11 protein-coding genes are annotated in these 14601 nt (G+C 62.1%); 4 read left to right on the forward strand and 7 right to left on the reverse strand.

What is annotated here, in order from left to right; translation table 11 throughout:
• Positions 1–57 precede the first annotated feature (57 nt).
• The 4 genes from J9870_RS13595 (at position 58) to nudC (ending at position 6516) form a co-directional block, all read left to right on the forward strand.
• Complete coding sequence (locus tag J9870_RS13595) at positions 58–3162, forward strand: efflux RND transporter permease subunit (protein WP_210644814.1); 3105 nt, start codon at positions 58–60, stop codon at positions 3160–3162.
• A complete protein-coding gene (locus tag J9870_RS13600; RefSeq protein WP_210644816.1) occupies positions 3159–4634 on the forward strand; it encodes an efflux transporter outer membrane subunit in 1476 nt (491 codons plus the stop codon). The genes J9870_RS13595 and J9870_RS13600 overlap by 4 nt, the downstream gene beginning before the upstream one ends.
• A 232-nt stretch (positions 4635–4866) precedes the next feature.
• Positions 4867–5679 (forward strand): crotonase/enoyl-CoA hydratase family protein, encoded by an 813-nt coding sequence (locus tag J9870_RS13605; protein WP_210644818.1) that lies wholly within the window; start codon positions 4867–4869, stop codon positions 5677–5679.
• A gap of 6 nt (positions 5680–5685) precedes the next feature.
• Complete coding sequence (gene nudC, locus J9870_RS13610; protein WP_210644820.1) at positions 5686–6516, forward strand: NAD(+) diphosphatase; 831 nt, start codon at positions 5686–5688, stop codon at positions 6514–6516.
• Here the strand turns inward: nudC and J9870_RS13615 are convergent.
• From J9870_RS13615 to J9870_RS13645, 7 genes are all read right to left on the reverse strand, one after another.
• Positions 6484–7263: a TSUP family transporter gene (locus J9870_RS13615; RefSeq protein WP_210644822.1), complete on the reverse strand. Its 780-nt coding sequence runs from the start codon at positions 7261–7263 to the stop codon at positions 6484–6486. The two genes, nudC and J9870_RS13615, sit on opposite strands and share 33 nt — an antisense overlap.
• 189 nt (positions 7264–7452) lie before the next feature.
• Positions 7453–8208, reverse strand: coding sequence for an ABC transporter ATP-binding protein (locus tag J9870_RS13620; protein ID WP_210644824.1), 756 nt, complete (start codon positions 8206–8208; stop codon positions 7453–7455).
• On the reverse strand, positions 8202–9260 hold the full coding sequence (locus tag J9870_RS13625) for an iron ABC transporter permease (RefSeq protein ID WP_210644826.1): 1059 nt from the start codon (positions 9258–9260) through the stop codon (positions 8202–8204). Before J9870_RS13625 ends, J9870_RS13620 begins: the two co-directional genes overlap by 7 nt.
• The gene (locus J9870_RS13630; protein ID WP_210644828.1) at positions 9257–10435 is read right to left on the reverse strand and encodes an ABC transporter substrate-binding protein; all 1179 of its coding nucleotides are present in this window, start codon (positions 10433–10435) and stop codon (positions 9257–9259) included. Before J9870_RS13630 ends, J9870_RS13625 begins: the two co-directional genes overlap by 4 nt.
• 63 nt (positions 10436–10498) lie before the next feature.
• On the reverse strand, positions 10499–12922 hold the full coding sequence (locus J9870_RS13635; RefSeq protein ID WP_210644829.1) for a TonB-dependent receptor: 2424 nt from the start codon (positions 12920–12922) through the stop codon (positions 10499–10501).
• Between the two features lie 87 nt (positions 12923–13009).
• Entirely contained in the window at positions 13010–13975 is a 966-nt protein-coding gene (locus tag J9870_RS13640; protein ID WP_210644831.1) for a FecR family protein, read from the reverse strand.
• Entirely contained in the window at positions 13976–14491 is a 516-nt protein-coding gene (locus J9870_RS13645; RefSeq protein ID WP_210644833.1) for a sigma-70 family RNA polymerase sigma factor, read from the reverse strand.
• Between the last annotated feature and the right edge of the window lie 110 nt (positions 14492–14601).

Consider the following 14601-nt stretch of genomic DNA (forward strand, 5'->3'; position numbering starts at 1 on the left):
GCATCTGCGACGAGGGGGCGGTTCTCGCTCATGGCCTGAAATCTGGGGCGGCTTCTGATGAACTTGTCCGGTCCCTTCATCCGCCGCCCCGTAGCGACCATGCTCCTGAGCTTTGCCATCATGCTGCTCGGTGGCGTGTGCTTCGGCCTGTTGCCGGTTTCACCGCTACCGCAGATGGATTTCCCGGTGATCGTGGTCCAGGCCAACTTGCCCGGGGCCAGCCCCGAGGTGATGGCCTCCACCGTGGCCACCCCGCTGGAGCGCTCCTTCGGCGCCATCGCCGGGGTCAACACCATGAGCAGCCGTTCCAGCCAGGGCTCTACCCGGGTGATCCTGCAATTTGACCTGGACCGCGATATCAACGGTGCCGCCCGGGAGGTGCAGGCGGCGATCAACGCCTCGCGCAATCTACTGCCCAGCGGCATGCGCAGTATGCCGACCTATAAGAAGGTCAACCCGTCCCAGGCGCCGATCATGGTGCTGTCGCTGACCTCGGATGTGTTGGAGAAGGGCCAACTCTACGACCTGGCCTCCACCATCCTGTCCCAGAGCCTTTCCCAAGTTTCGGGCGTCGGCGAGGTGCAGATCGGCGGCAGCTCGCTGCCAGCGGTACGCATCGAGCTGGAGCCACAGTTGCTCAATCAGTATGGCGTGGCTCTGGACGATGTGCGCACCGCCATTGCCGACAGCAACGTGCGTCGGCCCAAGGGTTCGGTGGAGGACGATCGGCGCATGTGGCAGGTCCAGGCCAATGACCAGTTGGAGAAGGCCAAGGACTACGAAACGCTGATCATCCGCTATCAGGACGGTTCGGTGCTGCGGCTCAGGGATGTGGCAAAAGTCACCGACAGCGTCGAGGACCGCTATAACAGCGGCTTCTTCAACAACGATGCCGCCGTGCTGCTGGTGATCAACCGTCAGGCGGGCGCCAACATCATCGAGACAGTCAACGAGATCAAGGCCCAGCTGCCGGCGTTGCAGGCCGTGCTGCCGGCCAGCGTCAAGTTGAACCTGGCCATGGACCGTTCGCCGGTGATCAAGGCCACCCTGCATGAGGCGGAGATGACCCTGCTGATCGCCGTGGCCCTGGTGGTGCTGGTGGTCTTCCTGTTTCTCGGCAATTTCCGCGCCTCGCTGATCCCCACCTTGGCGGTGCCGGTGTCGCTGGTGGGCACATTCGCGGTGATGTACCTCTACGGTTTTTCCTTGAACAACCTGTCATTGATGGCGCTGATCCTTGCCACCGGGTTGGTGGTGGACGATGCCATCGTGGTCCTGGAGAACATTTCCCGGCACATCGACGAAGGCGTGCCGCCGATGAAGGCCGCCTACCTGGGGGCCGAAGAAGTCGGCTTTACGTTGTTGTCGATGAACGTCTCGCTGGTGGCGGTGTTCCTGTCGATCCTGTTCATGGGTGGGATCATCGAGAGTCTGTTCCGCGAATTTTCCATCACCCTGGCAGCGTGCATCGTGGTCTCGCTGGTGGTGTCGCTGACCCTGACACCGATGCTCTGTGCCCGCTGGCTCAAGCCTCATGTGCCCGGGCAGGAGAACCGCTTGCAGCGCTGGAGCCACCGGCTCAATGAGCGGATGGTCCGCGGTTATGCCACCAGCCTGGACTGGGTGCTGCGTCATCGGCGCCTGACCTTGTTGAGCCTGCTGGTGACCATCGGCGTGAATATCGCGTTGTACGTAGTGGTGCCGAAAACCTTCATGCCGCAGCAGGACACCGGTCAACTGATCGGTTTCGTACGTGGCGACGATGGGCTGTCGTTCAACGTGATGCAGCCGAAAATGGAAATCTTCCGTCGCGCCGTGCTCAAGGACGAGGCGGTGCAAAGCGTCGCGGGTTTCATTGGTGGCAACAACGGCACCAACAACGCCTTCATGCTGGTGCGCCTCAAGCCGATCAAGGAGCGTAATATTTCTGCACAAAAGGTCATCGAGCGCCTGCGTAAAGAAATGCCCAAGGTCCCCGGCGCTCAGTTGATGTTGATGGCCGACCAGGACCTGCAGTTTGGCGGCGGGCGCGAGCAGACCACTTCGCAATATTCCTACATCCTGCAGAGCGCTGACCTGGCCTCCCTGCGCATGTGGTATCCCAAGGTGGTGGCGGCCTTTCGCGCCTTGCCGGAACTGACCGCCATCGACGCCCGTGACGGCGGCGGCGCTCAGCAGGTGACGCTGGTGGTAGACCGCGACCAGGCCAAGCGCCTGGGTATCGACATGGACATGGTCACCGCCGTGTTGAACAACGCCTACAGCCAGCGGCAGATTTCCACCATCTACGACAGCCTCAACCAGTATCAGGTGGTGATGGAGGTCAATCCCAAGTACGCCCAGGACCCCAAGACCCTCGAGCAGGTCCAGGTGATTACCGCTGACGGGGCGCGGGTGCCGCTGTCGGCCATTGCCCACTATGAAAACAGCCTGGAGGACGACCGGGTCAGCCATGAAGGCCAGTTCGCGTCCGAGGGCATCTCGTTCGACATGGCCGAAGGCGTGACGGTGGAGCAAGGCACCGCCGCCATTGAACGAGCCATCACCAGGCTCGGTTTGCCCGAGGATGTCATTGCGAAAATGGCCGGTACCGCCGACGCCTTCGCCGCCACCCAGAAGAGCCAGCCGTTCATGATCCTCGGGGCGTTGCTGGCGGTGTACCTGGTGCTGGGCGTGCTATACGAAAGCTACATTCATCCGTTGACCATCCTGTCTACCTTGCCATCGGCTGGGGTCGGCGCGTTGCTGTCGATCTACGCGCTGGGCGGCGAGTTCAGCCTGATCTCGCTGTTGGGGTTGTTCCTGCTGATCGGTGTGGTGAAGAAAAACGCGATTCTGATGATCGACCTGGCGCTGCAGTTGGAACGCGCAGGGCAGGCGCCGCTGGAGTCGATCCGCAGTGCCTGCCTGTTGCGCTTGCGACCGATCCTGATGACCACGCTGGCGGCGATCCTCGGTGCCTTGCCGCTGCTGCTCGGTGCCGCCGAAGGCTCGGAAATGCGCCAGCCGCTGGGCCTGACCATCATCGGTGGGCTGGTGTTCAGCCAGGTCCTGACCCTCTACACCACCCCGGTGGTTTACCTTTATCTCGATAGCCTGCGCCATCGTTTCAATCGCTGGCGCGGCGTGCGCACTGATGCTGCCCTGGAAACTCCGCTATGACCGACCGTTCGCTTTTCAACCTTGGCGCTGCACTGGTGACCGCCCGTGGCTCGCGGGTGTTGAGCCTGACCCTGTGCGTGGCGATGCTCAGTGCCTGCGCCATCGGCCCGGATTACCAGCGCCCGCCGGCCGCCGCCCCGGCGCAGTACAAGGAGGCCCAGGGCTGGCGCCAGGCCAACCCTAGCGATGCTTTGGCCCGTGGCGCCTGGTGGGAGCTGTACGGCGACGCACAACTCAATGGCCTGGTGGAGAAGCTCAACACCTCCAACCAGACCGTCGCCCAGGCCGAAGCCCAGTACCGGCAGGCCCGGGCGCTGGCGCGCAGTGCCCGTGGCGCATTTTTTCCGACCGTCGACCTGACCGTGGGCAAGACCCGCTCCAGCCAGGGCACCGGTAGCAGCAGTTCTAGCCTGAGCAGCTCCTCCAGCGGCATCCGCGACACCTACAATGCCCAGGCCGGAGTCAGTTGGGAGGCCGACGTGTGGGGCAAGCTGCGCCGGACCCTGGAGGCCGATGAAGCCAGCGCACAGGCGAGTTTCGCTGACCTGGCCGCGATGCGCCTGAGCCAGCAATCGGAGTTGGTGCAGAACTACCTGCAATTGCGGGTGATCGATGAACAGAAACGTCTGCTGCAGACCACTGTCGACAATTATCAGCGCTCGCTGAAGATGACCGAAAACCAGTACCGCGCCGGGGTGTCCGGCAAGGATGCGGTGGCCCAGGCGCAGAACCAACTCAAGACCACCCAGGGCGACCTGATCGACCTGATCTGGCAGCGGGCCCAGTTCGAAAACGCCATCGCGGTGCTGATGGGCCAGCCACCCGCCGAGTTCAACCTGGCCGAAACCCAAGACATCCCGGCGCTGCCGCAAATCCCGGTGGCGCTGCCGTCGCAGCTGCTCGAACGCCGGCCGGACATCGCCTCGGCCGAGCGCTCGGTGATGGCCGCCAATGCCAACATCGGCGTGGCCAAGGCCGCCTATTACCCTGACCTGACCCTGAGCCTGAGCGGCGGCTACAGCAGCAGTACCTACGATAACTGGGTCAGCGTGCCGAACCGTTTCTGGTCGGTGGGACCGCAACTGGCAATGACGCTATTCGACGGCGGCCAACGTTCTGCGGAAGTCGAGCGCACCGTCGCCGCCTACGACCAGACCGTCGCCACCTATCGCCAGACCGTGCTCGACGGTTTTCGCGAGGTGGAAAACTACATGATCCAGCTCAAGGTGCTGGAGGATGAAGCCCGCGTGCGCCAGGAAGCCCTCGATGCCGCCCGCGAGTCCCTGCGCCTGACCCAGAACCAGTACAAGGCCGGGCTGATTGCCTACCTCGATGTGGTGACGGTACAGGCCACGGCCTTGAGTAATGAACGCAGCGTGCTGAGCCTGCAACAGAGTCGGCTGATTGCCAGCGTGCAGTTGATCGCTGCGCTGGGTGGTGGATGGGATGGGCAGATGCAGGTGAACGAATAATCGCGAGGAACCAGGGCGCTGCAAAAACCTGTGGGAGCGAGCTTGCTCGCGATAGCGTCAAGTCAGCCGACATCTGTATTGACTGGTTCACCGCTATCGCGAGCAAGCTCGTTCCCACACGGGTTCCTGTAATGCGTAGGCAGTCCCGCTTTTGGCCGATGCGCTGTCTACGACCTGTCGCGCTGGCTTGTTATAGTTCAGGCCTCTTTTCAACCGGTAAAGGATCACTGCCATGTCGCAATACCAAGCGTTCAACGTCGAACTTGCAGACAATATCGCCCATGTGCAGATCAATCGCCCGGAAAAGATCAACTCGATGAATGCCGCGTTCTGGAGCGAGATCATCGAGATTTTCCAATGGGTCGACGACACCGACGAAGCACGGGTGGTGGTGCTCAGCGGAGCCGGCAAGCATTTTTCCTCAGGGATAGACCTGATGATGCTGGCCGGCGTGGCCAATGAGCTGGGCAAGGATGTGGGGCGCAATGCGCGCTTGCTGCGGCGCAAGATCCTGCAACTGCAAGCCTCGTTCAATGCCGTGGACAACTGCCGCAAGCCGGTGCTCGCAGCGGTCCAGGGCTACTGCCTGGGCGGCGCCATTGATCTGATTGCCGCCTGCGACATGCGTTACGCCGCCGAGGACGCCCAGTTCTCCATCAAGGAAATCGACATCGGCATGGCCGCCGACGTTGGCACCTTGCAACGCTTGCCGCGGATCATCGGGGACGGCATGCTGCGAGAACTCGCTTATACGGGGCGCACCTTCGGTGCCGACGAAGCGCGCAGTATCGGCCTGGTCAATCGCGTCTACAGCGATGCCTCCAGCCTGCTCGACGGGGTGATGGGCATCGCCCGGGAAATCGCCGCCAAGTCGCCGATTGCCGTGACCGGTACCAAGGAAATGATCAGCTACATGCGCGACCACCGCATCGACGACGGCCTGGAGTACGTCGCGACCTGGAACGCCGCCATGCTGCAATCGACCGACCTGCGCGTGGCCATGGCCGCCCATATGAGTAAACAGAAACCCGAATTTCTGGATTGAATGATCATGATTTCACGCTGGACCACCGCAGTACTCGATACCGACCTTCCCGGCGGCTGGGCCGTGGCCCGTAGCCCGGAAGGTTTTCTGTTCGATGACAACGGCGCGCTGTTCCCCCGCGACTGGCTCAAGCGCCAGGACCTGTCGATCCTTGCCGAACACGGCATCGGCCATTTGGATGGCGAGCCGGTCTACCTGCTGGAATTGCACAGCCCGCTGGACATCCCCGGCTGCAACTGGAAAGGCCTGCGGGCCTTCATGCTCGAGGATGACCACACGCTGTACAAAGTGCTGGGCTACGCGGCGCAGATCGGCACCTGGGCCCGGGAACACCGTTTCTGTGGCAGTTGCGGCAAGCGTATGGGGCAGATTCCGCTGGAACGGGCGATGTATTGCGATGTGTGTGATCTGCGGCATTACCCACGGATCTCACCGAGCATGATCGTGTTGATTACCCGCGGCGATGAAGTCCTGCTGGCCCGTTCGCCGCGTTTCGTCCCAGGCGTCTACAGCACCCTGGCCGGGTTTGCCGAACCGGGCGAGTCGGCCGAGGATTGCCTGATTCGCGAGGTGCGCGAGGAGGTCAGCATCGAGGTGAAGAACATCCAGTACATGGGCAGCCAGTGCTGGCCGTTCCCTCATTCGATGATGCTGGGCTTCCACGCCGAATACGCCAGTGGCGACATCGTGCCCCAGGAGGATGAAATCGAGGACGCTCAGTGGTTCAACGTCCACGACCTGCCACCATTGCCGGCCTCGCGTTCCATCGCTCGCTACCTGATCGACTGCTACGTGGCGCAGCGTCTAGGCCATGCTGAACCAGTGTTGCCAGGCTAGGCGCACGGTCAAGGCCAGTACTACGGTGATGAACACCGGTCGGATGAACTTCGCGCCGCCGCTGATGGCGGTGCGAGCCCCGAAGAACGCACCGACCATCACCGACAGGCCCATGCTCAGGCCGATGATCCAATCCACCTGTCCCGAGAAGATGAACACCGACAGCGCCGCGATGTTGCTGACGAAGTTCATGCTGCGGGCCACGCCGCTGGCCTTGACCAAATCGATGGGGTAGAGCAGCAGGCTGCTGACGGTCCAGAACGCACCCGTGCCCGGACCGGCCACGCCGTCATAGAAACCCAGGCTGAAGCCCTGGGGCGATTGCCACGTTTTCTTGATCGGCGCGTTGCTGTCCAGCGGCGCCTTGGGCGTGCCGCCAAACAACAGGTACAGGCCGCAGGCGAAGACGATTACCGGCAACATCTTGTTCAGCCATTCGGCAGGTAGGTAATGGGCGACGATGGCACCGGTCAAGGCACCCACCAGCGTGCCAACGAGTGCGTGGGTCCATTGCCGGGGATGGAACAGCTTGCGCTTATAGAAGGTGAAACTGGCCGTGGCCGAACCGAAGGTCGAGCTGAGCTTGTTGGTGCCCAGGACCAGATGTGGCGGCAGGCCGGCGGTCAATAACGCAGGCGTGGTCAACAGGCCACCGCCACCGGCGATGGCATCGATGAAGCCGGCAATGAACGCGACAATAATAAGGACAACGAGGGTAATAAGGTCAACGCTGAGTTCGAAAGGCATGGAATGGCTTATTCGGCAGGTCGCAGAAGGGCTGCGGGGAAGGCCGGTATGTTACCCATAATGGTGCAGGGCTGCGACTGCCCGATCATGCCCGGCGCTTGTAGGCCATGCAAAACCTGTGGCGAGCTGATAAATCCCCTCGCCACAGAGATGGTGGTCGGCTTTAGTTCTCGACGCGGCTACTGACCTTCAAACCACATCATCGACAATGATATGCCGCTCACCCCGCGAGCAGCGCTCGATCCGCGCCTGGACCCGGTACACCGTGCGCAGCATCTGCTCGGTGATGACCTCCTCACTCGGACCGCTGCCTTGCAGGGTGCCTTGGGCGATGACCAGCACCTGATCAGCAAAGCGCAATGCCTGGTTCAGGTCGTGGATGGCGATGAATACGATGATTGAATGTTGGCGGGCGAGGGCGCGCATGAAGGTCAGGACCTGGACCTGACGGTGCATGTCCAGGGCACTGGTGGGTTCATCCATCAGCAATACCTCGGGTTCGCGCACCAGCGTCTGGGCGATGGACACCAGTTGCTGCTGTCCGCCGCTCAATTCACCGAGGTTGCGAAACGACAGCTCGCTGATGCCGAGGGATTCAAGGATACGGTCCACCACCGCCAGCTCATCTGCTTGTACGGCCCAGCCAGGAGCCTGTTGTTTGCGCGCCAGCAGCACCGATTCATAGACCGTCAGCCGGGCACTGGCGTTGAGGTTCTGCGGCATGTAGCAGATACCCGTCGGGCCTTTGCGCGAACCTTCCAACCTTACCTGGCCGGGGCCCTCGATCAGGCCAGCGATGCGTTTGAACAGCGTCGATTTTCCGGCCGCGTTGGGGCCAACCACCGCCACCACTTCACCACCGCAGAAAACCGGGGTATTGATTGCCTCGAGGATCGAGCGACCACCATAACGGGCGCCGAGGCCTGCCAGTTCAATCGTCACCATGACTGCTTCTTCCCGCCAAGAATGAGAGAGATGAAAAACGGTACGCCGATCAATGACGTGACCACCCCGATAGGAAAGATCGCGCCCGGTATCAAGGTTTTACTCACCACCGAACTGGCCGACAGGATCAAGGCACCGGTCAGCAGCGAGGCGGGCAGGAAAAAGCGCTGGTCTTCACCGATCAGCATCCGCGCAATGTGTGGCCCGACCAGACCGATGAAGCCGATGGTGCCGACAAACGCCACGGGAAATGAGGCCAGCAGACTGACCATGACCAGGGTCTGCAAACGCAACTTGCGTACATTGATGCCGAAGCTCGCGGCTTTTTCATCCCCCAGGCGCAGGGCGGTCATGGCCCAGGCACGACGGGCAAAAATCGGCACGGTGACGAGGATCACCAGACAGATCACTCCCAGTTTCGGCCAGGTGGCCTTGGTCAGGCTGCCCATGGTCCAGAACACCACCGCAGCGACAGCTTGCTCAGTGGCGAAGAACTGCACCAGCGCCAGCAGGGCATTGAAGGTGAACACCAGGGCGATGCCCAGCAGCACGATGGTTTCGCTGGTCATGCCGCGGCGCAGGCTCAACACATGAATCAGCAACGCCGAGAGCATCGCCATGACAAAGGCGTTGAGCGGCACCATGTATTGAGCGATCACCGGCACCAGCGCCACACCGAACGCCAGCCCCAGGGCCGCGCCAAAACTGGCCGCTGCCGAGATGCCCAGGGTGAACGGGCTGGCCAATGGATTGTTGAGGATGGTCTGCATCTGTGCGCCGGCCAAGGACAGCGCGGCGCCCACTGCCACCGCCATCAGCGCCACCGGCAGGCGAATGTCCCACATCACCACCCGTACCTGGGGCGCGGCGGACTCGGGTGCGAGCAGCGCCCCCAGCACTTCATCCAAGCCATAACTGGCCGGGCCGAGGGCCAGGTCCAGCAGCACGCTGAACAGCAGCAATATCCCCAGGCCGACCAGAGTCAGTCGTTTACGCCAGACCTGCGTGCGATAGATCGTGCCGAGGGCGAGGGGATTGATACGGCCGTTCATGGCCGGGCCTGCGCGGGCGCGAGGCTGACGAAATAGCCCGGTTTGTAGGGCACCGGCAGAAACCGTTCGTGGAACTCACGAAACGTGGCGTCGGGGTCCAGGTCGGCGAACAGATCCGGGTGGAACCACTTGGCCAGTTGCTGGATGGCGATGAACTGGTAAGGACTGTTGTAGAACTGATGCCAGATGGCGTGAAACCCCTGGGTTTGCTGGGCCTTGATTCCGGCGTAGGCGGGGCGCTGGGTGAACCATTGCAGTTTGCGCCGTGCCTCGACCAGATCGGCACCGGGCCCGACGCCAATCCAGTGTCCTCCGGGGGCGAAGGCTTGCCAGTTTGCGCTGGTGACCACCACCTGATCCGGGTCGGCGACAATCACCTGTTCGGGGTTCAACTGGCCAAAGGTGTTGGGGATGATGGCGCCGGCGATGTTGTGACCGCCGGCCAGTTCGACGAATCGGCCGAAGTTTTCATTGCCGAAACTCAAGCAGCAGTCATCGGTGTAGCCGCCGATGCGTTCGATGAAGACCTTGGGCCTGGGCGGTTGGCGGGCTTCGATCACATCGGTGACCCGCCGGATCTGTTGCTTGCTGAAGGCAATGAACGCCTCGGCGCGGGCTTCTTCGCCGAACAACTGGCCAAACAGGCGCATGGTCGGCTCGGTGTTCTGCATCGGGTTGTTGCGAAAATCCACATACACCACCGGGATACCAAGGGCGTCGAGCTTTTCGATATAACGGGCGTCCTCGGTGGCATGCTGGGCTTCGATGTTGAGGATAATGACGTCCGGCTGTTGGCTGATCGCTTGCTCGATGTCGAAGGTGCCGTCTTCGAAACCTCCGAACGTCGGGACTTTGGCAATGTCCGGATAACGCTGCAGGTAGGCGCCGTAGGTGTCCGGGTCGGACTGGATCAGATCCTTGCGCCAGCCAACGATGCGCCGGATCGGGTTGGCGGTGTCGAGGGCCGCCACCAGATACAGCTGACGACCTTCACCCAGGATCACCCGGCGTACGGGAATGCGCACTTGGACCTGGCGGCCCAGCAGATCGGTGACAGCGGTTCTTGGCGTGCTGTCTGGTGCGGTGTCGGAACACGCGAAACCGCTCAGCAACAGGGTCATGGAGCCCAGCAGCACAGCGATGAACGACGCAAGCTTTCGAGGTCTGGATAACATCGTTTAAACCTTGATGATGGCCCCGGCCGGCAGCGATGCACGCGCTGCCGGGCCAGGGAAAACTCAGAAGTCGACCGTGGCCGAGAGCAGCAGGGTGCGCGGTGCCCCTTGGGAGAACGCACCGTAGGAGGCCACGCCGGACCAGTACTCGCGGTCGAAGACGTTCTGCACCGTGGCGCGGAACGTAGTCGGCCGACCATCGAGCACGGTGCTGTAGCGAGCGCCCGCGTCGAAGCGCGTCCAAGGATCGAGTTCGCGGGTGTTGGCCTGGTCGACGTATTGGCTGCCGGTGTAGATCGCGCCGCTGGTGAGGGTCACGCCCTGGACCCATGGCGTATCCCATTCGGCCCATAGGTTGGCCTGTACTTCGGGCACGCCGACCGGCTTATTGCCGCGATTGGCGGCGGTGCCGCTTTTGGTCAGTTCGCCGTCCAGCAAAGTGACGCCGCCCAACAGGCGAGTGCCTTCGCGCAGTTCACCGAACATGTTCAGTTCGATGCCACGGTTGCGTTGTTCGCCTTGGACCGAATACACGCCGTTGGCCAACTCGCCGCTGGGCTTCTTGACCTGGAACAGTGCCAGGGTCGAGGTGAAGGTGCCGTAGTCGACCTTGACTCCCACCTCCTGCTGGCGGGAGATGTAAGGCTTGAATATTTCTCCGGAGTTGCTGGCGGTCGCGGGGGCCGTATCACCCTTGCTCAGGCCTTCGATGTAGTTGTAATAGAACGACACATGTTCCCAAGGCTTGATCACCGCACCGAACAACGGTGTGGTTTCGCTTTCGTCATATGCAGTGGTAACCGCGCCAGCGGCGTTGTAGTTGTTCGATTCGATGCTTTGCTTGCGCAGGCCCAAGGTCACCTGGACACGTTCGTCGAGGATCGACAGGGTGTCGGCCAGAGCGACACCAGACAGTTCGGTGTCGGAAATCTTCAGCACGTCGGGGGAGGCAATGGAGGGTTTGTCGCGCTCCACCGGGTGGTAGATGTTCGACAATATAGGGGTTCCGGAATTGATGCCCCTGCGCAGTTCATCGCGGTAGCGACTGACCTGCAGCGTAGTGCTGTGGCTGACCGGACCGGTTTCGAAGCGGCCCCGGGCACCCGCGTCCACGGTGTAGCGCTCCACTTCGAACTTATAGTATCCAGGCGTCGAGGTGGTATCCCCGGCGCTGTTCAGGATGGTCGGCGTCTGGTCCGACAGCCGTGCTACATCGGACTTGCCGCCGCCGGCGTGGGCAAACACGGTCAGGCTGTCGTTAAGGTCATATTCACCACTGAGCAACGCCGATTTATCACGGGTCTTCGACCAGCCCCATTCCTGGGTCACGTTGCTGCGTCCGTTGGCGGCCGACGGTATCTCGACACCGCTCGCGATCTGAAACGGTCGGGACGGCGCGTCCCACTGTTCTTCCTGGCTGATCAGGTCCAGGCTGGTTCTGAATCGGTCGCCCTGGTAATCCAGGGAGATCGAGCCGATACCTACATCCCGCGACTGCTTGTCGATTGCGGTGTCGCCTCCCTGGAGACTGCCATTGACCCGCACGCCAAAGCGTCGTTCCTCGCCGAAGCGGCGGCTGATATCGACGTGCCCACCCGCTTGCGAGTCCATGGCGTAACTGGCGGTCACACGGGTCAAGTCTTCGTCCAGCGAGCGCTTGGGTACGATGTTGATGACACCGCCGACACCGCTGTTGGGCGACATACCGTAGAGCAGGGCGGCCGGGCCCTTGATCACCTCAATACGTTCGGCGTACTCGGTGAACACCCGATAGTTGGGGGCCACACCGTACACGCCGTCGAACGCCAGCTCCCCCAGGTTGCCTTCGCCCACGGGAAAGCCGCGAATGAAGAACGAGTCAACGATGCCGCCGGTCTGGCCGGTGGAGCGCACCGAGGAGTCACGCTCCAGCACGTCGGCGGCGGTCACGGCTTGTTGGTCTTTCATCAGCGCCGAGGTGTAGTTGCTCACACTGAACGGTGTATCCATCAGGTCCTTGTTGCCCAACAGGCCTACACGACCGCCACGAGCGACCTGGCCGCCACTATAGGCGGCCGGCAAATCACCCGGGCGAGCTTCGGTGGCGCTGACGGTGGTTGGCGCCAGGGTCAGTCCGCCGTCGATGCTGCGTTTTTGCAAGGTGTAGCTGCCATCGTCGCGAGCCACCAGATCCAGGCCGCTGCCGGCCAGCAGTCGGGCGAACGCTTCGCGCGCCGTGAACTGGCCGGACAGGCCTGGGCTGTCCAGGCCCTGGGTCAGGGACGGTTCGAACGACAAGGCGATGCCGGCCTGCACGGCAAACGTCGAGAGGGTCGGCCCCAGGGGGCCGGGTTGAATGCTGTAGGACTGGCTGGCGATGCTGTCCAGCGGCGCGCCCGGTGCGGCCCAACTGCCTGGGCTTAAGGTCGAAAGTGCAAGGCCGAGCATTGCACTGCGAATCGCCAGATTCAGCGTGCGATCCGAGCGCAGGGGGCGGGCAACGGGCATGGCTTGATGGTCCTGTTCAGAGGGGTTTGTTCTCTAGCCAGCCAGGATCGAAAAAAGTATCACCCTCGCACGATTATTTTTTTTGGCTCACGCCGGTGCCAACATGACCCAGTAGTCACCCAGGCGCGAAGTGACGCGGATTGGGTAGGTCCGGGCGAGCATGTTCAGGGTTCGTTGAGTGTCGCTGATGGGGAAGGCGCCGGAAATCTTCAGGTCGGCGATGGCCGGGTCGAAACGCAGGACGCCGTTGCGATAGCGAGTCAGTTCACCGATGAAATCGGCCAGGCGCATGTTGTCGGCCATCAGCATGCCTTGGGTCCAGGCCAGCACCGATTTATCGACAGGTTTCAGCCCATCAATGGCGAATGCTGTAAAACCACTGCTCTGACCGGCCTCGACGACTTTTTCAGCAATGCCTTTGAGCTGGATACTGACTGCCCCCTCGAGCACCGCGAGGCGGGTGTGCCCGCGCTCTTCGCGAACACTGAAACGCGTGCCGAGCGCCTGCATCCGGCCCTCGCGGGTTTCGACCCTGAACGGCCGGGCGACAGGCGAGGGGTCCGGTGCGGTCTGCACCAGTATTTCGCCGCGGCGCAACAGCAACAGGCGCTGGTACTGATCGAAATACACATCAATGGCGGTGTCGGTGTTCAACGTCAAGCGAGTACCGTCAGTCAGTGTCAGGTCGCGACGCTTGCCCACAGGGGCGCGGTAGTCGGCGGTCCATTGCTGCCAGTCATTGAGCTTCCAGCCGCCCCAGGCCAGTGGCGCCAGCGCTAGCAAGGTCGCCAGTTTACCCATGGCGGCGCGGCGCTCGGGGTTGCTGGGACGGTCCAGCGCCGGCATGGCCAGGGCAGGTGGCAAGCCCTGCAGTTTGCTCAGCAACAATTCGGCCCGCGCCCACGCCTGGCGGTGCGCCGGGCTGCTGTTGCGCCAGCGTTCCCATTCCAGGCGCTCGGTGTCGTTGACACTGCCTTCGCTCAGACGCATCAGCCAGTCGGCTGCTTCATTGAGGATGGCGGGATCGACGGCGTGACTATCGCGAGCAGGCATTCAGTCCACCCACATCAGGCAGTGCAGGAAGGCCTGCTTCATGTAGCGCTTGACCGTAATCAGCGAGACTCCCAACTGATGAGCGATCTCGTTGTATTTCAAGCCGCTGATTTGCGATAACAGAAACGCCCGTTTGACCGGCCGGGGGAGGGTATCGAGCATGGCGTCGATTTCATGCAGGGTTTCCAGCACCAGCAGGCGGCGCTCTGGCGAGGGCGCTTCAGGTTCGGGCAGCAACGCCAGCGCCTGCAGATAGGCGCGCTCCAAGGCCTTGCGCTGGAACCAATTGACCAGAATGCCACCGGCCACGCAGCTGAGGTATGCACGTGGCTCTTCGATGACCGCGACCTTCGAGGCGAGGATACGGATGAAGGTGTCATGCGCCAGGTCTGCGGCATCCAGCGCATTGCCCAGTTTGCGATAGAGTCGGGCGTACAACCAACCATGGTGTCCGCTGTAGAGGTCTGCGACGGTGCGCAGATGACAATCGTTGGTCGCTGAACCGGGATCGCTCATGGCTGTTTATATTTTTGATAGTGAGAATTATTCCCAATAGTAGTGGAGGTGCTCGGCGGCACGCAAGATCATCGTGCGGCAATGAGCAATTGTGCTCGGGCAAGGGTTGT

The sequence above is a fragment of the Pseudomonas sp. Tri1 genome (assembly GCF_017968885.1).
In the GTDB taxonomy this organism is placed as follows: Bacteria; Pseudomonadota; Gammaproteobacteria; order Pseudomonadales; family Pseudomonadaceae; genus Aquipseudomonas.